Origin of the sequence: Mycobacterium sp. ACS1612, assembly GCF_001667505.1 — a bacterium.
Classification (GTDB): domain Bacteria; phylum Actinomycetota; class Actinomycetes; order Mycobacteriales; family Mycobacteriaceae; genus Mycobacterium.
In genome coordinates this window covers 13,581-33,407 of sequence record NZ_LZHZ01000043.1, presented here as the reverse complement: position 1 = coordinate 33,407, position 19,827 = coordinate 13,581, and the positions used below count along the sequence as shown (strand labels likewise).

The window sequence follows — 19,827 nt, the reverse complement described above, 5'->3', positions numbered from 1 at the left end:
GGCGTACAACGACCGCTATTACCTGCCCGCCGACGCCCCGACCAACATCGGATTCGCTGCTGCCGACCGGCATTTCACCGAAGCCCGGATGAACCCCGACATCCTGATGGTCGAAGCCGACCACGATATGCGCAACCCGGCCGACATGCTGGTATTGAACAAGATCGCCAGCAACGTCATGCACACCGAGGGCATCGCGATGGTGCAGAGCATCACCCGGCCGTTGGGAATTCCGATCCAGCACAGTTCGATTCCGTTCCAGACCAGCATCTCGGGACAGACCACCAACATGAACCTGCCGTTTCAGCGGCAACAGTTGGCCGATCAGCTCAGGACGATCGACGAGACGAACAAGTCGATCGCCATTCTCGAGCAGCAGTACCAGCTCTCGCTCGAGCAGACCAGGCTCACCCAGGACTCGGCAGCCAAATCGCAGGACCTGCTTGCCACCACCGAGAAACTGCGCGACAACATCGCCGATTTCGACGACCAGTTCCGGCCGATCCGAAACTACTTCTACTGGGAACCGCACTGCTTCGACATCCCGCTGTGCGCAGCGACCAGATCGCTGTTCGAATCCCTCGACGGGATAGACGAAGTGACCGACCAGACGGGTGCGGTTCAGGTCAACACCGACAAACTCGCCGACCTCGCACCGAAACTGACTGCGCTGCTTCCGCAGACGATCGCCTCGATGAAGGCCAGCAGGGACCTGTCGTTGGCGTCGTACAATTCGCAGAAGGCCCTGCTCGACCAGTTGGAGGCCTCCAACGACACCGCGCTGGCGATGGGCCAGGCCTTCGACGGGGCGAAGAACGACGACCTGTTCTTCCTGCCGCCCGAAGCGTTCGACAACCCCGACTTCAAACGCGGCCTGGTGATGTTCCTTGCACCGGATGGCAAGTCGGCGCGAATGTTCATCACGCACGAGAGCGATCCCGCGACCGTCGACGGCATCAAGCGGGTGGAAGGCGAACGCAAATCCGCCCAAGAGGCGCTGAAGATGTCGTCGTTGTCCAACGCCAAGATCTATCTGGGTGGCGTGGCGGCCACGTACAAGGACATGGCCGACGGCGCCAAGTACGACTTGATGATCGCGGTGGTGTCGTCGCTGACGCTGATCTTCATGATCATGCTGATCCTGACCCGAAGCGCGGTGGCCGCACTCGTGATCGTCGGTACGGCGGCCAGTTCCATCGCGGCGTCCTTCGGCATCTCGGTGCTGCTCTGGCAGGACCTGTTCGGCATCCAGGTGCAGTGGCTGGTCATGCTGATGTCGGTCATCATCCTGTTGGCCGTCGGGTCGGACTACAACCTGCTTCTGGTGTCACGGTTCAAGGACGAGATCCACGCGGGCCTGAAGACCGGCATCATCCGCTCGATGGCGGGCACCGGTGGTGTGGTCACGTCGGCGGGTCTGGTGTTCGCGGCCACCATGGCGGCAATGATGGGCAGCAAGCTGATCGTGTTGGCGCAGATGGGTTCGACCATCGCCATCGGTCTGCTGGTCGACACGTTCGTCGTCCGCTCGTTTTTGATGCCGTCGATCGCGACGCTGTTGGGCCGGTGGTTCTGGTGGCCGCAGGTGGTGTACCCGCGCGGCGACTACCACTTCCTGCCGCCGCAGCCTCGGCGCACGTCGAAGGACGATCCGGACACCGTGGCGCTGCCGGCGCAGGGTTAGCCGGGGAGCGGGATGGAGACGACTAGCAGCATCGTCGTACCGGCAGGCGAAGGCCGCGCGGTCGCGTTGCGCGCTGGTCAGCATGTCCGCGTGGTTGACACCGAAGGCGGCCAAGTGGGTGATGTCTTCGCCTTCGCGGCCGACGACCCTTTCGAGCATCTCAGTGCATCGCACACCCGGACCCACACGAGCCGACTGTTTCCCCGGATCGGGGAAGCGTTCGTGACCAATATGCGACGACCGATCCTCACGCTGATCGCGGACACCTCGCCAGGGACACACGACATGTTGATCGCGGCCTGCGACCCCGAACGGTACCGGGCGCTCGGTGCCCCCGGCCACGCCTCCTGCGCGGATAACCTCCGAAATGCGCTGACCGAGAAGGGATTTGACATCCACGTCGTGCCGCAACCTGTCAACGTGTTCATGACGATCCCCATAGCGGCGGACGGAGACCTGGGCTGGTTACCCGCTTCGAGCCGACCTGGGGACACCATCACCTTTGCCGCGGCCATGGACTGCGTATTCGTGCTCTCCGCGTGCCCACAAGATCTCAACGCCATCAACGGCGGACAGCCAACGGCGATGGAGATCGAGATCCTCGCGACCTAGCTCAGGGCGCCGCTACCCGACGGAGCGCTACCGATGTCGTTGCCGCGCACTGTCTTCGCGAAGTAGACGCGTCGAAACCCGTCCTCGACGCCGCGGCCCGTTTCCCGATAGCCGTGGCGCGGATAGAACGTGAGGTTCTCGGTCATCGCCTCGTTGGTGTACAGCCGCACCTCGGGCCGCCCGAGTTCGGCGGCGTCGAGTTCGGCGCGGTCGAGCAGCAGCTTGCCGTAGCCGCTGCCCCGGGCATCCGGCGCCACGGCGATCATCTCCAGCAGCAGGTCCTCGCCGCGGTCTTCGGTCACGAGCGCACCGACAACGACGCCGTCGTCTTCGAGCACCCACACCCGAGCCGTGTCGAGAACCGCGGCGTAGTCGGTGGTCATCGGTGCCGGCGGCCTGCCGATGCGCTCGACGTACTTGACGTACGCGTCAGCGACCAGTTGTGCAACGGTCGCCATGTCAGCCGCGGTGGCTCGCCGTATCGACGTCCGACTCATGCGCGTCAGCATAGGGTGGACCCGTGCGCTCAACGCCGAAGTGCTGGCTCACCGACATGGACGGCGTGCTCGTCCGCGAAGAACACGCCTTGCCCGGCGCCGCTGAGTTCTTGCAGCGCCTGGTCGAGCGGGAGCGGCCGTTCCTCGTCCTCACCAACAACTCGATCTTCACGCCGCGCGACCTGTCCGCCCGGCTGAAGCGCTCCGGGCTGACAGTGCCCGAAGAGTCGATCTGGACCTCCGGCCTGGCCACCGCGGCGTTTCTCGACGCCCAACAGCCGGGCGGGTCGGCGTACGTGATCGGCGAGGCCGGCCTCACCACTCCGCTGCACCAGGTCGGCTACACGCTGACCGACACCGAACCCGACTACGTCGTGCTCGGCGAGACGCGTACGTACTCCTTCACCGCGATCACCAAGGCGATCCGGCTGATCCTGGGCGGCGCGCGGTTCATCGCCACCAATCCCGACGTCAGCGGGCCGTCCGCAGAGGGACCGCTGCCCGCCACCGGTTCGGTGGCCGCGATGATCACCAAAGCCACCGGCCGCGATCCGTACTTCGTCGGCAAGCCGAACCCGATGATGTTCCGCAGCGCGCTCAACCGCATCGAGGCGCACTCCGAGAGCACCATGATGATCGGCGACCGGATGGACACCGACGTCGTCGCCGGAATCGAGGCCGGCCTGGACACGATCCTGGTGCTCACCGGATCGACCACAGTCGCCGACATCGAGCGCTATCCGTTCCGGCCCGGTCGGGTGCTGGACTCGATCGCCGACTGCATCGAACTGGTTTGATACCCGTCGAACTCGCGCCCGAGGTGCATTCGTCGTTGCGTGCCATGTCCGACCGTGGCACTGCGCTGTCCCGATGTCACAAAGGGGTGATCCTGGCCGAAGAGGTCAAGAACGAGATTTACGACGGCGCCACACCCTCGACGTCCTATGTTCGTGGAGTGATCGTGGAAGGCGACCGCGGCGTGCTCCTGACGGGCAGGGGTGACACCGCAATGCTGATCGAGGGTTGACGCTGTGGCCGATATCGAACTGATCGGGGTGCCGTTCGACGGTTACGGACGGCCCGGCCATCAGGCGCGCGCCGCGCAGGCGCTGCGTGCGGCGGGGCTTCGCGACGCCTTCGACCACCACCATGTCATCGACGACGACGATCTCGTGTTGCCCGGCCCGGATCCGGCACGCGGCGAGGCGACCAGCCTGATCAACGAACGCGCGCTGCTCGCCATGACCGATGCCCTCAACCGTAAGGTCGGGGAAGTGGTGAACGCGGGCCGGTTTCCGTTCGTCTACGGCGGCGACTGTTCGACGCTGCTCGGCATCGTGACGGGCCTGCGCGATCACGTCGGCGACGTCGGCCTGGTGTTCATCGACGGTCACGAAGACACCATGCCGCTGGATGTCTCGGAGGACGGCGAAGCGGCCAACGCCGAAATCGGGCTGCTGCTGGGGCTGACCGGTCGGCTGCTCACCGGTGAACTCGGCGACCGTCTGCCCGCGCTGCGGCCCGAGCAGTTGGTGATTCTGGGCCCACGCGACGACGACTGGCGGCGTCAGTTCAACGTCGGCAGTCTCGCGGATTCGGACGTGTGGCTGGCCCCGCTGGCCGAGGTCGCCGACGATCCGGTCGCGGCGGGACGCCAGGCGATCGAGCAGTTGTCGAACCGCGTCGACAAGTGGTGGCTGCACATCGACCTCGACGTGCTCGATCCCGTCGAGTTCGCAGCGCAGGGGTTGCCGGACGTCGACGACGAAACCGGCGGCCTGACCTGGGATCAGCTCACCGACCTCGTCTCGGCGCTGTTCACCGGCCCCGCGGTATGCGCGGGCGGCAGCCTCGCAATCTACGATCCCGACCAGGACCCCGACGGCTCGGGTGCATCGCGGATCGTGTCCTTCGTCCGAAATGTGTTGGTTCGCCCGACGATCAGTCCTTAGGAGCCCGGTTGGCCGAGCCGATCGACGACTATTTCACCTCGACCATCTCGACGGCGGCCGCGCCGCAGCGCCCGCCGGGCGATGTCTCCCGCGGGGACGAGATCCTGCGCCTGTTCGACGCGCAACTCGGCAGCAGGCACCTCGATCTGGCCGCTCGGTGGCTGCGGTCAAAAGGCAAGGGCTACTACACCATCGGCTCGTCGGGGCATGAAGGCAACGCGGCGGTCGCGGCGGCGCTGCGGCCGACCGACCCGGCGCTTCTGCACTACCGGTCCGGCGCCTTCTTCCTGGCCCGTGCCGCTCAGGTCGAAGGGTCAGATCCGCTGCGGGACGTGCTGCTCGGGGTGGTGGCGGCCACCGAGGAACCGATTGCGGGCGGCAGGCACAAGGTGTTCGGCCGCCACGACCTGAACATCATTCCGCAGACCTCGACGATCGCGTCGCACCTGCCGCGCGCCGTCGGCGTCGCGTTCTCCGTCGCGCGGACAAGGAAACTCGGCGTCTCCTGCGCGTGGCCCGACGACGCCGTGACGGTGTGCAGCTTCGGTGACGCATCGGTGAACCACTCGACCGCGGTCGGCGCCATCAACACCGCTCTGCATTCGGCGTATCAAGGGGTGCCGATGCCGTTGCTGTTCGTCTGCGAGGACAACGGCATCGGGATCAGCGTCAAGACGCCACGGCGGTGGATCGAGCACACCTACGAAAACCGGGACGGGCTTAAGTATTTCGCCGCTGACGGGTGGGATGTGACGGCGACGTTGGATGCGGCCACCGCGGCCGTGTCGTATGTGCGCACCCATCGGCGGCCGGCATTCCTGCATCTGCGGATGGTCCGGCTGATGGGTCATGCCGGCTCGGACTACGAACCGGCCTACCGCAAGCCCGAGGAAGTGGCGGCCGATTATCAACGAGATCCGGTGGTGTGCACCGCGTTGGCGTTGATCGAGGCCGGGATACTGACACCGCAGCAGGCGCTCGACCGCTACGAAGCCAAACGGACCGAGGTGACCGACATCGCCAACGAGGTCGCTGACCTGCCCCAGCTCGACAGCGCGGCGGCGGTGATGAAGCCGCTGCAGGACAGCCTCGATGAGGCTGCGTCCGCGTCGCCCGCCTCATTGGTGGCGACGGTGCGCTCAGGTGAACCCGATGCGGCACTGACCCTTGCGTTGGCGATAAACCGTGCGCTGCACGACATTCTGGACCGCTTTCCGGAGGCGATCATCTTCGGCGAGGACGTCGCCCGCAAGGGCGGTGTGTACGGGGTGACGCGCGGACTTCTCGGCAAGACGAGTTCGGCGCGGGTGTTCGACACGCTCCTCGACGAACAGTCCATCCTGGGCCTCGCGCTGGGCGCCGGGGTGTCAGGGCTGCTGCCGATCCCGGAAATCCAGTACCTGGCCTACCTACACAACGCCGCCGACCAGATACGCGGTGAAGGTGCGACGCTGCAATTCTTTTCCAATCGGCAGTACCGCAACCCGATGGTGGTGCGGGTGGCCGGCTACGGATATCAGAAGGGATTCGGCGGGCACTTCCACAACGACGACTCCATCGCGGCGATCCGTGACATCCCCGGTGTGGTCATCGCATCACCGGCGCGCCCCGACGACGCCGCGGCGATGCTGCACACCTGTGCCGCCGCGGCGAAGTCGGCCGGTGCGGTGTGCGTCTACCTCGAACCGATCGCGTTGTACCACACCCGGGATCTCTATCAGGACGGCGACGACGGATGGCTCGCGCCGTATCCGGAGGCGGGGGTGCCGATCGGCCGCGCCCGCACCTACGGCGACGGCGCGGACATGACGATCCTGACGTTCGGCAACGGGCTGCGGATGAGCCTGCGGGTGGCACGCAAGCTGGATGTTCTCCGTATCCGCGCGAGGATCGTCGACCTACGGTGGCTCGCGCCGCTGCCGGTCGGCGACATGATGCGCGAGGCCAACGCCACCGGGCGGGTGCTGATCGTCGACGAGACCCGCGCGACCGGCGGCGTCGGCGAAGGTGTCCTGGCGACGTTGCTGCAGCAGGGCTATACCGGTGCTGTCGACCGAGTGGCCAGCAAGGACAGCTTCATTCCGTTGGGCGACGCCGCGCTTGAGGTGTTGCTGTCCGAGGCCGAAATCGAGGCTGCGGCCGTCAAATTGGCCCGCTGACCGCCATTGTCAATACCTTTCGCCGAGGCTGGTGCGGTCATATGCTTGCCGAATAAGTGCGCCGGGACCTACGGGGAGGACTCGGGTGACGGCTACGGGGGTTGTGTGCGCGGCGTGTGGTGCGGAAGCATCCCGGGCCGGCGCCCGGTTCTGCGACGCCTGTGGGTCTCCGCTCAACGCGCCCGATGCGCACGCTGAGTACAAACAGGTGACCGTGCTGTTCGCCGACGTGGTGCGCTCGATGGATCTGGCGGCGGCGTTGGGCGCAGAGCGGTTGCGCGAGGTCATGACGGCGCTGGTCGAGAGTTGTGCGGCGGTGGTCAAGAACTACGGCGGCACGGTCGACAAGTTCACCGGCGACGGCATCATGGCGGTGTTCGGGGCACCGATCGCACTCGAAGACCATGCGGTCCGGGCATGTCTGGCCGCGCAGGACATGCAGAGGACCACCCAGGTGCTCGCCGCCGAAGTCGACCGACGCGACGCAGTCACACTGCAGATACGCATCGGGCTCAACTCGGGTGAAGTCATCGTCGGCGAAATCGGTTCCGGCGCTTTGGGTTACACCGCCATCGGCGACCAAGTCGGAATGGCGCAGCGGATGGAATCCGTGGCTCCGCCCGGCGGCGTGATGGTCAATGAGTCGACCGCACGACTGGTGGCCAGTTCCGTCGTCCTCGACGCACCGGAGACCGTGCACATCAGGGGTTTCGACGAACCGGTGACGGCGCGAAAGCTGTTGCAGACCGGGCCGCAACAGGAGTTGGGTCCGCGGGCCGTGACGAGCTTCGTCGGCCGACGCTGGGAGATGGCGGCCGTCGAAGGTGTGCTGGATCGCTCCGTCGAGGGGCACGGCAGCATCATCAACGTCGTGGGACCGGCGGGCATCGGCAAGAGCCGGATCGTCGCCGAGACGTCGGCGCTCGCCTCCAGCCGCGGGATTCCGGTCTTCTTCACATATTGCGAATCCCATGCGAGGGAGGTCCCGTTCCAGGCGGTCAGCCGGTTGTTGAGGGCCGCATTCGGGGTCGAGGAGCTCGCAGACGACGAGGCGGCGCGGTCGAGCCTGCGCGCCCGAGTCGCCGGTGCGCAGGACGGGGACCTGGTCCTCCTCGAGGATCTGCTCGCGATACGCGAGCCGGGCCGGCCGCCACCCGACATCGACCCCGACGCCCGTCGACGACGGCTGACAGCGTTGGTGAACGCCGCGTATCTGGCGCAGTCGACACCGTCGGTGTATGTCGTCGAGAACGCACACTGGATCGACACGGCGAGCGAATCACTGCTCGCCGATTTCCTTTCGGTCGCGCCGCAAACCGCCTCGCTGGTGATGATCACGCACCGACCCGAATACGTCGGCACGCTGAGCAAGACGCCGGGCGCGCAGACGATTGCCCTTGCGCCGCTGAATGATTCCGAGTCGACGACGCTGATCGGCGAACTGTTGGGAACTGACCCCTCAGTGGCCGGCCTGACCACGCAGATCGCCGAGCGGGCGCGCGGCAACCCGTTCTTCGCCCAGGAGATCGTGCGCGATCTCGCCGAGCGGCGAGTATTGCTTGGCGAACGGGGCGCGTACGTATGCCCCGATCCCGCAATGGAAGTCAGCGTGCCTGCCTCGTTGCAGGCGGCTATCGCGGCCCGCATCGACCGGCTTGACGACGTCGCCAAACAGACGCTGAACGCGGCGGCCGTCATCGGCCTGCGCTTCGACGCGGACATGCTCGCGGCGCTCGTCCACGAATCAGCGCTCGGCGACCTGGTGCGAATGGAATTCATCGACCAGGTGCGGTTCACCCCGCGTGCCGAGTACGCGTTCCACCATCCCCTGATTCGCACCGTGGCCTACGAGTCGCAGCTCAAGGCGGACCGCGCAGTGGTGCACCGGCGGTTGGCCACCGCCATCGAACAACGAGATCCCGTTGCCGCGGACGAGAACGCAGCCCTGATCGCCGAGCATCTGGAAGCGGCCGACGACCTTGTCGGTGCGTATCGCTGGCACATGCGTGCGGGTGGTTGGCTGACCATCCGCGACACCTTGGCCGCCGACGCCTGTTGGCGCAAAGCGCGACAGGTGGCCGACCGATTGCCCGCCGCCCATCCGGACCGAATGACGATGCGAATTGCGCCCCGTACGCTGATGACCGGCGGCGCCTGGCGCGTCAAAGGAAGCGGCGCGGAGGTCAATTTCGACGAGTTACGGGAGCTGTGCGAGGAGGCGGGCGACAAGCGGTCGCTCGCCATCGGAATGACGGGTGTGGTGATGAAGCACGCCCTCAACTCCCGATATCAGGACGCTTCGCGTCTCGCTGCCGAGCACACTCGGCTGCTTGACGCGATCGATGACCCGGAGCTGACCGTCTCGCTGTCGATCGCAGCGGCAGTGGCCAAATACGGGGCGGGCGAACCCGACGAGGCGTTGCGGCTGGCGCAGCGCGTCATCGACCTGGCCGGCAGCGATGCGGCCATGGGCAGTCTGTTCTTCGGGTCGCCACTGGCGCTCGCGATCATGCTTCGCGGGTGCATCCGCAGTGGGCTCGGCATAGCTGGTTGGCGTGCTGACTTCGACGAGTCCATGGCGATGGCGCGGGGCACCGACGCAGCGACACGTGCCATCGTGCTCTTTTACATCTGCCTGATCGGCATCCCGTACGGAGTTGTGCGATCCGATGGAACTCTGCTGACCGAAACCGCCGAGGCGCTCGAGGTTGCCGGGCGGTCGGGTGCGGAGACCACGCTCAGCTGCGCCATGGGGGCGCACGGCGTGGCGCTCGTGCACCGCGAGTCCCCCGAGCGTGAAGAGGGCCTCGAGCTGCTAGAGCAGGTCCGGAAAGAGACGCTTCGTGAGCGCTTCAGCCTTCCTGTTCTGTCCTACATCGACGTCGAAGTGGCGCGGGTGAAGGCGGAGTGCGGCGAACTCGACGAAGCCATCGAGATCGTTCGTCCCTACGCACGGCGGGAGCGGGGCGAGGTGGGGATATTCGGACTGGGCGTATGGATTCTGGTGGAGTCGCTTCTGCGCCGTGGTGGCACCGCCGGGGTGGACGAAGCCGAGCACGCGGTGACAGATCTGGCGGCCATGGCGGCCGACCCTGGCTTCGTCATCTTCGAGGTACTGGTGTTGCGTCTGCGTGCGTTGCTCGCGCGTGCGCATGGCGACGAGTCCGCCTACCGGGACCTCGTGGCCCGCTACCGGACGATGTCCGAATCGCACGGTTACGAGGGCCACTTGGCAATGGCCGCGACGATGTAGGTCAGCCGGTCCTTACACTTGGCCCGGTGACTGGCACACCCTCTCCGACCCAGCCGCTGGCCGGGGTGCGGATCGTCGAGATCTCCAGCTTCGTCGCGGTACCTCTGGCGGGCATGACACTGGGTCAACTGGGGGCCGAGGTGATCCGCGTCGACCCGATCGGTGGCGCCGCCGACTACCATCGCTGGCCGGTCACCCGCGACGGCGACAGCATCTACTGGGCCGGGCTGAACAAGGGCAAGCGTTCGGTGGCCGCCGACTTCCGCTCGGACGAAGGCCGGGATCTGGTGCAGCGGCTGATCTCGGACGCCGGCGTGCTGATCACGAATGTCGCTGGGCGGGAATGGCATTCGTACGCCACGTTGACCCGGTTGCGGGCCGATTTGATACACGTCGAGGTTTCCGGCCGCGCCGACGGCGGCACTGGCGTCGACTACACCGTCAACGCGGGCATCGGCTTCCCGATGGTGACCGGGCCCGCCGAACTCGCCACCCCGGTCAATCATGTGCTGCCTGCCTGGGACGTGTCGTGCGGCCTCTACGTGGCGTTGGCCGTCGTGACCGCGTTGCGCCACCGCGACGCGACCGGGCACGGGCAACGGATCAGCATCCCGCTGGAGAACGTCGCGCTGGCGACGGCGGGCAACCTCAGCCTGTTCGCCGAGGTGATGGTGAACGGCACCGCCCGCGAGCGCATCGGCAACTCCGTATACGGCCAGTACGGCCAGGATTTCCTCAGCAGCGACGGGGTGTCGTTCATGGTCGTCGCGCTCACCAACCGGCATTTCCGCGATCTGTCCGAACTCACCAATACCAGCAAAGCCGTTGTCGCGCTGGCTGACACGCTCGGCGCCGACTTCACCGACGAGGGCGAGCGGTACCGTCACCGCGACGCACTGTCCGGTTTGTTCAGCGAGTGGTTCGCCCGGCACACCGCCGAGGAGATCACTGCCGCCTTGTCGGCGACTTCGGTGTTGTGGGAGCGCTACCGCACGTTCGCCGAGACCGCCGTCGACGCCAAGGTGACCGCCAATCCGCTGTTCAATCGCGTCGACCAACCGCGCATCGGCCCGTATCTGGCGCCGGGGCTGCCTGTGGAGATCGATGGTGCCTATCCGCCCGCGGTGCCCGCACCGGCACTCGGCGACGACACCGCCGCGGTGCTCGGCGAATGGTTGGGGATGAGCGCCGACGAGATCGGCAGGCTGACCGCCTCGGGCACCGTCGCATGAGCGCGCTCCTGGAACTGCTCGACCTCGCCGCGGGCGCCACCGCTGACACCTGGATCGGGCCCGCCAGCGGACCGGCTGGAAAGCGGTCGTATGGCGGGCAATTCGCCGCGCAGAGCCTGGCTGCCGCGTGGTGCACCGTGGTGGACGACCGGCCGCCGACCAACATGCATCTGCAGTTCCTGCGCGGCGGCGAGGCAGGTGACCCCGTCGAGTACACCGTGACCCGGGTGTTCGACGGCAGGACCGCGGCGGCGCGGCGCGTCGACTCTCATCAGGACGGTCGCCTGTTGACCACGACGACGGTGTCGTTCGCCGCCGAACTGCCCGGCCCGCAGCACGGCCAGCGTCCGCAGCTGCCGGGTGATCCGGAGACGCTGCCACGGACCGGGCCCGCCGGGCCGGCACCGTCGATGCCGCTCGACGAACTCGACATCCGCATCGCCGACGACACCGTCGACGGGGAGTTCGTCCGCCGACTGTGGTGGCGCGCAACCGTTCCGCTTCCCGACGATCCCGCCGTGCACACGTTGGTCGCGGTGTACGTCACCGACGTCTACATGATCGACCCCGCGCTAGCGGTGCACGGGCATTCGATGAAGGCCCGCACGCACCGCAGCGGCACCACCGACTCGTCGATCTGGTTTCACCGGCACGTCCGCGCGAACGAATGGAATCTGCTGGAGTGCCGGTCACCCGCTGCGGCACGCGGACGCGGTGTCGTGACCGCCAGCTGGGTCCGATCCGACGGCGCCATCGCGGCCACCATGACCCAGGAGGGTCTGATCGCCGAGCGTTAGTCGTCTACCCGCGCCGCGAGACTACGGTTTCTGATGGAGATCGGGCCGGAATCCGTCATAGAGCGTAGTTTCGGCGAGATTCGGGCCCGTAGCCTCGTCACCAGATACGTGACCGCGATCCCGACGACGACGGAGGCGACGACGCCGAGCAGGCGGTGCTCACCGAACAGCGGGTACACCTGGAAGTGCGTCAGGTAGATGTACAGCGACGCCTCCGCCACGACACCGGCGAGGACGGTGGCCACCGGCGGGCAGCGCAGCGCAGGCAACCAGGTCAACAAGGCAAAGCCCGCCAGCACCAACAGCTCTCGTTCGGTGCGGTCGAAATAGCCGTACATGCTGATTGCCAGCACCACGCTCACCGCCGCGCGTTGCACGATGGTCGAGGTTTTCGAGGCGGCCCAGCCGACCGCGAAGAACCAGAACGCCAGCACGGTGAACCAAGCCTGGTTGCCCAGGTGCAGGCCGAGGATGTCGTAGCGCAGCGCCAGGCCGACGGCCAGGAACGTCACCGCGACGGTGAAGGGCCGCTGTCGCTCCCACCGGTCGACGGCGGGCAGCCAGCACAGCAGCGCGAGCGCCACCAAGATCCACACCAGCACTTCCACGAACCACAGTCGGCCCGCGGTCATGCTGTCGTGCGGGCCGAGGAACTTGTTGGCCAGCAACAGGTTTGTGGGGGTGTAGTCGTCGGTGATCATCAACGCGATCAATATCCACGCCAACGCCGGGCCCGCAATCCAGGCAATCGTGTTGCGCAGATGCCGAACCCTGTCGGCGCGAGGCACCGGTGTCAGGCAGAACCGGCCGAAGTTGTATCCCGCGATGCCCAGCAGCAGATGCGCGCCGCCCCACAGTTCGAACAATCCGGCGTGTGAGGCGACGATGAGCAGGATCGCGACCGCGCGCAGCGCGACGGTGGTCTCCAGGGTCGACCCCCACCACGGCCGCCTGCGCTGCGTCCGCGTCGGCGTGGCCTCGAGTTCGCGCAGCGGGAGTCGTTGCCAATCGGCGGGCAGCCGACCCAGCGTGCGTTCCAGCCGCACCGACATCGCCACGTAGGACAGTGAGTTCCCGCCGAGGTCGACGAAGCTGGCGTCGGGGTCGATCCGGTCGGCGTCGACGTGCAGCACGTCGGCGAACACCTCGCGCAGGTTGGTGGGGTGCCCGGTGTTCGACGGGCGGGCGAGTTGGCGCACCGCCTGGTAGTCGGGCTTGCCGGATGGCAACATCGGCAGTTCGTCGACGGCGACGATCTTGACGGTGCTCGCGGGGATACCGGCCGCCGCGGCCGCCACCTGCTGCACCTGCGTGCAGTCGCCGCCGGCGACGGCCACCGCGAGAACGTCGTCGACGTCGGTGCAGAACGCCGTCACGCCGTGCTCGGACAGCGTCGCCTCGATGCGTTGCAGGTCGATCCGCAGCCCGAACATCTTCACGAATCGGCTTGTGCGGCCGATCAGTTCGTACAGCCCGTCGGCGCCGCGGCGGGCGAGGTCTCCGGTGTGCAGCGCCTCGACGGTCTTGCCGAGCGCAAGGTCGGCGGGCCGGTGCGCGTAACCCAACATCACGTTGGGCCCCCGGTACACCAGCTCACCGGACGGCTCGATCGAGAACGCGCCGCCGGGAATCGGCTGCCCGATCGCCGCGGAATGGGTGGCGGCGAGTTGCGGTGGCAGATAAGCCATTCGGGCGGTGGCCTCCGTCGCCCCGTACATCACGAACAGATCCCAGCCCATCGACCGCCCGAGTTCGGCGAAGAAGCGGACACGCTCGGGCGGCATCCGGCCACCGGCCTGGGTCAGGTAGCGCAGATGTGGCAGATCCAACGCCTGCGTGCCGACGTGTTCGAGCAACTCGAACGTGTAGGGCACACCCGCGAACGACGTGCCGCGGTGCCTGCGGAACAACTGCCAGAACTCGTCGTCGACGACCGAGCGTTCGGTCAGGATCAGCCCGGCGCCGCGCAGTAGGTGGCTGTGGATCACCGACAGTCCGTAGCAGTACGACATCGGCAGAGTCGTTGCCGCCCTGTCGGTTTCGGTGATGTCGAGGTAGTCGGCGATGGCCTCGGCGTTGCTGATCAAGTTTCGGCAGGAGAGCCGGACCAGCTTGGGTGAGCCGGTGCTGCCCGACGTGGACAGCAACAGCGCGAGGTCGTCGTGCAGGCGATGACGACCGTCGCGATGGTGAATTCCCCCCGAGTCGATGACGATGCCGGGCTCATACGTGCGCAGTATCGCGGTGTTGTCGCGCCGCGCGTCGACCGGCAGGACGACGTGCCCGGCTGCCATCGCCGCCAGGTAGTGCACCAAAGTAGCTGTCTTGTTGCGGGTTTCGAGCATGACCAGCTGGCGCGGGCCGTCCAGGTCGGCGGCGGTGTCCTCGACCGCGTCGGCAAGTTGGCGGTAGGACAGCAGCCGGGTGTCGGTGAGCACGGCGACATTGTCGCCGTGAGCGCGAAGGTGGTCGATGAGTCGGCTCATGTCAGCACGATCCCGGCGCCGACCACCTTGATCCGCACCTTGGCGTCGATGGCGGGCGGGCTGAGGCTGTGCTGCCGGACGATGAGCGGTTCGGTGTCACCCGCCGGGTCGATGGTCAACAGCACGTCGTGGCCGAGGAATTCGGTGGCGATCACCGTGCCGACACCGTCAATCCGTTCGCTGTCCGAAACCACAGTTGCGACAAGCTGTTCGGGCCGCAGCATCAGCGTGCCAGGGCCGTCCTCGGCGTCGACCGGCACGCGGCCGAGGGCGCACTCGGCGATGCGCGATGACACCGTGCACGGCAGCGCGATGCAGTCGCCGAGGAATTCTGCGGTGAACCGGTCGGCGGGCTGCCGGTACACCTGCTGCGGGCTGCCGACCTGGGTGAAAAGCCCGTCGCGCATGACCGCGACCTGGTCGGCGATCGACAGCGCCTCCTCCTGATCGTGGGTGACCAACAGCGTCGTCACACCGGCGTCGGTGAGCAGTCCGGCGACGGCCTTGCGAGTCGATGCGCGCAGGCCGGTGTCGAGCGCGCTGAACGGTTCGTCGAGCAGCATCAGCACGGGGCGGCGGGCCAGCGCACGCGCCAGTGCGACGCGCTGCTGCTGACCACCGGACAGTTGATGGGGGCGCCGCGACGCGTACGACGGGTCGAGCGAAACGGTCTCGAGGAGTTCATCGACGCGGCGGCGCGCGGCGGCGCGCCCGGTGCCGCGCAGTCCGTACGCGATGTTCTGCCCGACGGTCAGGTGGGGAAACAGCGCACCGTCTTGCGCGACGTAGCCGACGCTGCGACGGTGCGGGGCCACCGTATTGTGCTGACCCGCCACCTGGCGTCCGTCGATGGCGATCGTTCCCGCGTCGGGTGTTTCGAATCCGGCGATCAGCCGCAACAGCGTGGTTTTACCGCAGCCCGATGCGCCGACCACGGCGGTCGTGGTGCCGGGTTCGACGTCGAGATCGACGCCGTGCAGCACCGTGTGCCCGTTGAAAGCCTTGGCGAGGCCGTTGACTTCGAGCACGGCGGTCACAGCGCGGCCACCTTCGTCGACTGGCGAAACAGCACAATCGTCACCGGGATGGCGAGCACCACCAGGACAAGCGCGTAGGGCGCAGCGGCCGCGAAGTCCAACTCGCTGGCGAACGACCAGAACCGCATCGACAGCGTGTTGGTTCCGGTCGGGGCGAGCAGCAGTGTCGCGGTCAACTCCGTTGCCACAGCGACGAACACCAGCGACGCGGCGGCCGCGGCCGCCGGTGCGGTGAGCCGCAGTGTGACGCGCAGGAAGGTGGCTGTGGGTGAGCTGCCCAGCGACCGCGATGCCTCTTCGAGGCTGGGCGGCACCTGGGCGAGTCCGGCGCGCACGTTCACCAGCGCGCGCGGCATGAACAGCAGTACGTAGGCGAACACGATCAGTGCGACGCTCTGGTACAGCGGACGGGCCAGGTGGATGGTGACGGTGACGAGCGCGAGCGCGGTGACGATGCCCGGCAGCGAACCGGTGACGTAGTTGGCGCCCTCGACGATCCGGGCGAGCGCGCCGCGGGAGCGCACGGCCACCCATGCGACGGGGAACGCCAGCACCGTGGTCAACACGGCCGCCACCGCCGCCAGTCCGATGGTCTGCCCGAGCGCAGTGGCGATGTCGTCGAGCGCCCACACCTGCCCTCCGCCGATCCACAGCCAGCGCAGGATCGTCCACACCGGCACCCCGAGCGCGAGGACGGCCACCGCCGCGAGACCGGCTTGGGCAGCTAACATGTTGCGGCCCAAGCGGATCGGCGTGGCCACCCGTGGCGCACCCGCGCCGACGCGGGAAAACCGGGCGGAGCCGCGGGCCAACGCTTCGGCCACCAGCAGCACCAGGCACAGCAGCACCAGCACACCGGCGAGCATGCTGCCCGCCGCGCCGTCGAACGTCACCTGGAACTGCTGGAAGATCGCGACAGTGAAGGTGTCGAACCGGACCATCGCGAAAGCGCCGAACTCGGCGAGCAGATGGATACCGATCAGCAGGCCGCCGCCGAGAATCGCAAGCCGCAATTGCGGCAGCACGACTCGGAAGAAGACGCCCGCCGAGTGAGAGCCGAGCGCCCTCGCCGACTCCTCGATAGCGGGGTCGAGTCGCCGCAGCGTCGCGGCCACCGGCAGGTACATGAACGGAAAGTACGACAACGTCGACACCAACACCCCGGCCCACACCCCGTGCGCCGACGGGATGACACCCACCCACGCGTAGCTGTTGATGAATGCGGGGACCGCAAGGGGCGCGACGAACAACGGACGCCAGAACGTGCGGCCGGGCAGGTCGGTGCGCTCCACCAACCAGGCGACGCCGACTCCGATGACCACGCACACCGGCACGGTGATCGCCACGAGGGCCATGGTGTTGAACAACAGTTCGCCGACCCGGGGCCGGACGACCAGGTCGTAGGCCTTTGTCGGCCCGATCGACACCGCAGCCCATCCGACGTAGCCCAGCGGGATGAGGGTCGCGGCCACCAGGACCGCGACCGTCGCGGTGACCAACGGCCCCGGCCGCGAAGCCTTGTCAGGCCGCGCAGCCGTCGGGAGTGACTGGGTCTGGGGAGCGACCACCTATAGCAAACCAGCCTTCGTCATCAGGTCCGTCACCTTCTGGGCGTCGAGCGTCGTCGGGTTCACGACTGGTGCCTGCAGGTCGGCCAGCGGCACCAGCGCGGGGTTCGCGGGCACACCGGAGGCCACCGGATACTCGAAGGACGTGCCCTTCTCCAGCACCTCCTGGCCCTCCTTGCCGGTGATGAACTTGAGGAACTGCTGCGCCTCCTGCGCCTTCCTGCTCGACTTCAGCACACCGCCGCCGGACAGGCTGACGAACGCGCCGGGATCGCTGTTCTTGAAGTAGTACAGCGACGTATTGCCGCTCTGCTCTTTGGTTTTCGCCTGGTCGCGGAACCAGTAGTAGTGGTAGATGATGCCGCCGTCGACCTCGCCGGCATTGACGGCCTTCATCGTCGCGATGTTGTCGTTGTAGGTCACCGCGTTGGCTTTCATCCCGGCCAGCCATTGCGCGGTGGCGGCTTCACCCTTGAGTTGCAGCAGCGCGGCGACGATGGCCTGGAAGTCGGCCTTCGTCGGCGCTCCGCCCCAGCGGCCCTTCCACGCGGGCTGCTGCAGGTCGAGCATCGACTTGGGCAGTTGGTCGGGTTTCAGCTTGGCCGTGTTGTAGACGAACACCGTGGAACGCGCCGCGACACCGGTCCACTTGCCGCTGGCCGGGCGGTACTGCGGCGGAACCTGCTTGATGGTCTCCGGGTCCAGATCGGCGAACAGCCCCGCCTTTTCGACGGCGGCCATCGCGGGGGAGTTCTCGGTGAGGAAGACATCGGCGGGCGATTTGTCGCCTTCGGCCACCAACTGGTTGCCCAGTTCGGTGTCGCCGCCCTGCCGGTAGGTGACCTTGATGCCGGTCGCCTTGGTGAACGCGTCGATCCATTCCTTGGTCAGCGACTCGTGCTGGGCGTTGTACACCAGCAACTCGTCCTTCTGATCCGATCCCGAGCAGGCGGTCGAGCCCAGCACGAGGGCGAGGGCTGCTGCCGCTGCCGCGATCCGGCCCCAACGTCGTCGCATCCAGCAGGTCCTTCCGTAGGTAAGTGGAGCTTTACCTAAGGAACCTACCCTGCATCGACATCCGATCCGACGCTGTGGTGTCAGGTTTTGCCGATGCCGTCCGGTGCGGAGGAGGGGTGCCGCACAGCTGTTGCTCGTCGGGGCCGAAAATGCCTCACAGCGGACCGCGAGGAATTCTTACGGTTCGCCTGAGCAGGCGTGGTCACGCCGCGCCGGGGGTAACACTTTCCCCATGAGGTTGTCAGCTACTGCCGTGCGCCGCGGCCTGTTCGGCGCATTCACCACATGCGCGCTCGCGGCCGCGACGGTCGGTATCCCGACCGCAGGCGCACAGCCCGATTGCACTGCGAGCGGGTTCGCCCATGTCGCCTCCGGGGTGCTCAACACCGCGGGCGGGTGGCTCGATGTCCACCCGGACGCCAACAATGTGCTGACGGCGGCGGGCATGCAGGGAGCGGGCGCCGAGCAGTCAGTGCGGGATTACTTCGTCGCACATCCACAGGAGTTCCAGGAGCTGCGTGGGATTGCCGCGCCGCTGATCGATATGCAGCGTGGCTGCGGCGCGGCGATTCAGCCGATGCAGATCGCTGCGCTGTATCAGGCGTTGTCCCAATCGGCTGCGCCGATGTAGCAACTCACATCCGGCCGTAGCGGCTGCGCACGAAGCTGTAGGCGCCGAAGGCGGCGATGCCGAGGGCGGCGACGATCAACAGCACCTTCCCGAACGGGGCGTGGCCCAAGGTCTTGACCGCCGCGTCTAAGCCCGTGGCCTTCGACGGGTCGGCCTGCAGGGTGGCCACGATGACCAGAACGCCCGCGCCCGCCAGCACGATGCCCTTGGCGATGTAACCGGTGACGCCGACGGCGGTGACCGCGGTCCCGCCGTATACGCGGAGATCTTTGAAGAACTTCTTGGCCGCCCCTTTGTAGACGTGATACCCGCCGACGACGATCAACCCCACCGCGACGGCGATGAGAACCGCTTTGCCCCAACCGGATTGCATCATCTGCGCGCTCAACCCGGCATTCTGCTGACTGCTCTGCTGGCCGCGGCCCATCGCAAAACGCGCCGCGGAGAACGCGATTGCGAAGTTCACCGCGGCAAGACCGAGGGGCTTCGCGCGCTTCCAGGCCGGGATGTCGTCCTGGTACGGACCGGCGCCCTCGCCGGGTTTGGCGCCGACGATCGACTCGGCGACGCGCCACAAGCCGAGCGCCAACAGCCCCACCGCGGCGCACCAGAGAATCACCGCGCCACCGGTGTGGCCGGCCAGGGTGGCCAGTGCACCGGACTGGTCGGCGTTGCCGCCAGAGCCGAACGCAATCTGGGCGATGATGAACGCGACGATGAGGTGCAGCACTCCGCTGACGGCGAATCCGGCGCGGGCCGCGTACTCGAAGGCGTCGCTGTCAGTTGCCCTGTGGACCGCGCCGTGCGCTGAGTTGTCGACCATGGCGCCCCGTATACCCCGTTTTTTACGCCGTCGAAACGGCGCGCCGCGCAATTGTGGATGAGTTTGCGTCGGGGGATGA

Annotated in this window: 16 protein-coding genes; 10 read left to right on the top strand and 6 right to left on the bottom strand. The window is 67.1% G+C overall.

Annotated features, from left to right (window positions below; genetic code table 11):
- Together A5724_RS17955 and A5724_RS17950 are read left to right on the top strand one after the other, a co-directional pair.
- The coding region (locus A5724_RS17955) for an MMPL family transporter (RefSeq protein ID WP_156752348.1) at positions 1 to 1,684 on the top strand (1,684 nt) is incomplete at its 5' end.
- A gap of 12 nt (positions 1,685 to 1,696) precedes the next feature.
- Positions 1,697 to 2,296 (top strand): DUF1989 domain-containing protein, encoded by a 600-nt coding sequence (locus tag A5724_RS17950; protein WP_067804777.1) that lies wholly within the window; start codon positions 1,697 to 1,699, stop codon positions 2,294 to 2,296.
- Here the strand turns inward: A5724_RS17950 and A5724_RS17945 are convergent.
- Complete coding sequence (locus A5724_RS17945; protein WP_067804779.1) at positions 2,293 to 2,793, bottom strand: GNAT family N-acetyltransferase; 501 nt, start codon at positions 2,791 to 2,793, stop codon at positions 2,293 to 2,295. The genes A5724_RS17950 and A5724_RS17945 overlap by 4 nt on opposite strands.
- 23 nt (positions 2,794 to 2,816) lie before the next feature.
- On the opposite strand from A5724_RS17945, the gene A5724_RS17940 reads away from it, so the two are divergent.
- From A5724_RS17940 to A5724_RS17910, 7 genes are all read left to right on the top strand, one after another.
- The gene (locus tag A5724_RS17940) at positions 2,817 to 3,590 is read left to right on the top strand and encodes an HAD-IIA family hydrolase (RefSeq protein ID WP_067804775.1); all 774 of its coding nucleotides are present in this window, start codon (positions 2,817 to 2,819) and stop codon (positions 3,588 to 3,590) included.
- Between the two features lie 44 nt (positions 3,591 to 3,634).
- Positions 3,635 to 3,820 carry a hypothetical protein gene (locus tag A5724_RS17935; protein WP_156752347.1) on the top strand — a complete coding sequence of 62 codons (186 nt, stop codon included), beginning with the start codon at positions 3,635 to 3,637 and terminating at the stop codon, positions 3,818 to 3,820.
- Between the two features lie 4 nt (positions 3,821 to 3,824).
- Positions 3,825 to 4,745, top strand: a complete 921-nt coding sequence (locus A5724_RS17930) for an arginase family protein (RefSeq protein WP_067804771.1) — start codon at positions 3,825 to 3,827, stop codon at positions 4,743 to 4,745.
- Between the two features lie 8 nt (positions 4,746 to 4,753).
- Positions 4,754 to 6,904 (top strand): thiamine pyrophosphate-dependent enzyme, encoded by a 2,151-nt coding sequence (locus tag A5724_RS17925; protein ID WP_067804769.1) that lies wholly within the window; start codon positions 4,754 to 4,756, stop codon positions 6,902 to 6,904.
- An 85-nt stretch (positions 6,905 to 6,989) separates the two neighbouring features.
- The gene (locus A5724_RS17920) at positions 6,990 to 10,157 is read left to right on the top strand and encodes an adenylate/guanylate cyclase domain-containing protein (protein ID WP_067804766.1); all 3,168 of its coding nucleotides are present in this window, start codon (positions 6,990 to 6,992) and stop codon (positions 10,155 to 10,157) included.
- A 26-nt stretch (positions 10,158 to 10,183) separates the two neighbouring features.
- Positions 10,184 to 11,389 carry a CoA transferase gene (locus A5724_RS17915; RefSeq protein WP_067804763.1) on the top strand — a complete coding sequence of 402 codons (1,206 nt, stop codon included), beginning with the start codon at positions 10,184 to 10,186 and terminating at the stop codon, positions 11,387 to 11,389.
- Positions 11,386 to 12,186 (top strand): acyl-CoA thioesterase II, encoded by an 801-nt coding sequence (locus tag A5724_RS17910; protein ID WP_067804761.1) that lies wholly within the window; start codon positions 11,386 to 11,388, stop codon positions 12,184 to 12,186. Before A5724_RS17915 ends, A5724_RS17910 begins: the two co-directional genes overlap by 4 nt.
- Here the strand turns inward: A5724_RS17910 and A5724_RS17905 are convergent.
- Genes A5724_RS17905 through A5724_RS17890 form a run of 4 tightly spaced genes read right to left on the bottom strand, consistent with a single transcriptional unit; the run spans position 12,183 to position 18,294 of the window.
- The gene (locus A5724_RS17905) at positions 12,183 to 14,672 is read right to left on the bottom strand and encodes an AMP-binding protein (protein WP_067804758.1); all 2,490 of its coding nucleotides are present in this window, start codon (positions 14,670 to 14,672) and stop codon (positions 12,183 to 12,185) included. The two genes, A5724_RS17910 and A5724_RS17905, sit on opposite strands and share 4 nt — an antisense overlap.
- Positions 14,669 to 15,709, bottom strand: a complete 1,041-nt coding sequence (locus tag A5724_RS17900) for an ABC transporter ATP-binding protein (RefSeq protein ID WP_067804755.1) — start codon at positions 15,707 to 15,709, stop codon at positions 14,669 to 14,671. Before A5724_RS17900 ends, A5724_RS17905 begins: the two co-directional genes overlap by 4 nt.
- Positions 15,706 to 17,277: an iron ABC transporter permease gene (locus A5724_RS17895; RefSeq protein WP_067804752.1), complete on the bottom strand. Its 1,572-nt coding sequence runs from the start codon at positions 17,275 to 17,277 to the stop codon at positions 15,706 to 15,708. The genes A5724_RS17900 and A5724_RS17895 overlap by 4 nt, the downstream gene beginning before the upstream one ends.
- Positions 17,278 to 18,294, bottom strand: coding sequence for an iron ABC transporter substrate-binding protein (locus A5724_RS17890; RefSeq protein ID WP_067804749.1), 1,017 nt, complete (start codon positions 18,292 to 18,294; stop codon positions 17,278 to 17,280). It lies immediately after the preceding gene.
- 232 nt (positions 18,295 to 18,526) lie between these two features.
- Between A5724_RS17890 and A5724_RS17885 the strand changes: the two genes are divergently transcribed.
- Entirely contained in the window at positions 18,527 to 18,925 is a 399-nt protein-coding gene (locus A5724_RS17885; protein WP_067804746.1) for a hemophore-related protein, read from the top strand.
- Positions 18,926 to 18,929: 4 nt separating this feature from the next.
- On the opposite strand, the gene A5724_RS17880 is transcribed toward A5724_RS17885, so the two are convergent.
- On the bottom strand, positions 18,930 to 19,748 hold the full coding sequence (locus A5724_RS17880; protein ID WP_067804743.1) for a DUF1206 domain-containing protein: 819 nt from the start codon (positions 19,746 to 19,748) through the stop codon (positions 18,930 to 18,932).
- Between the last annotated feature and the right edge of the window lie 79 nt (positions 19,749 to 19,827).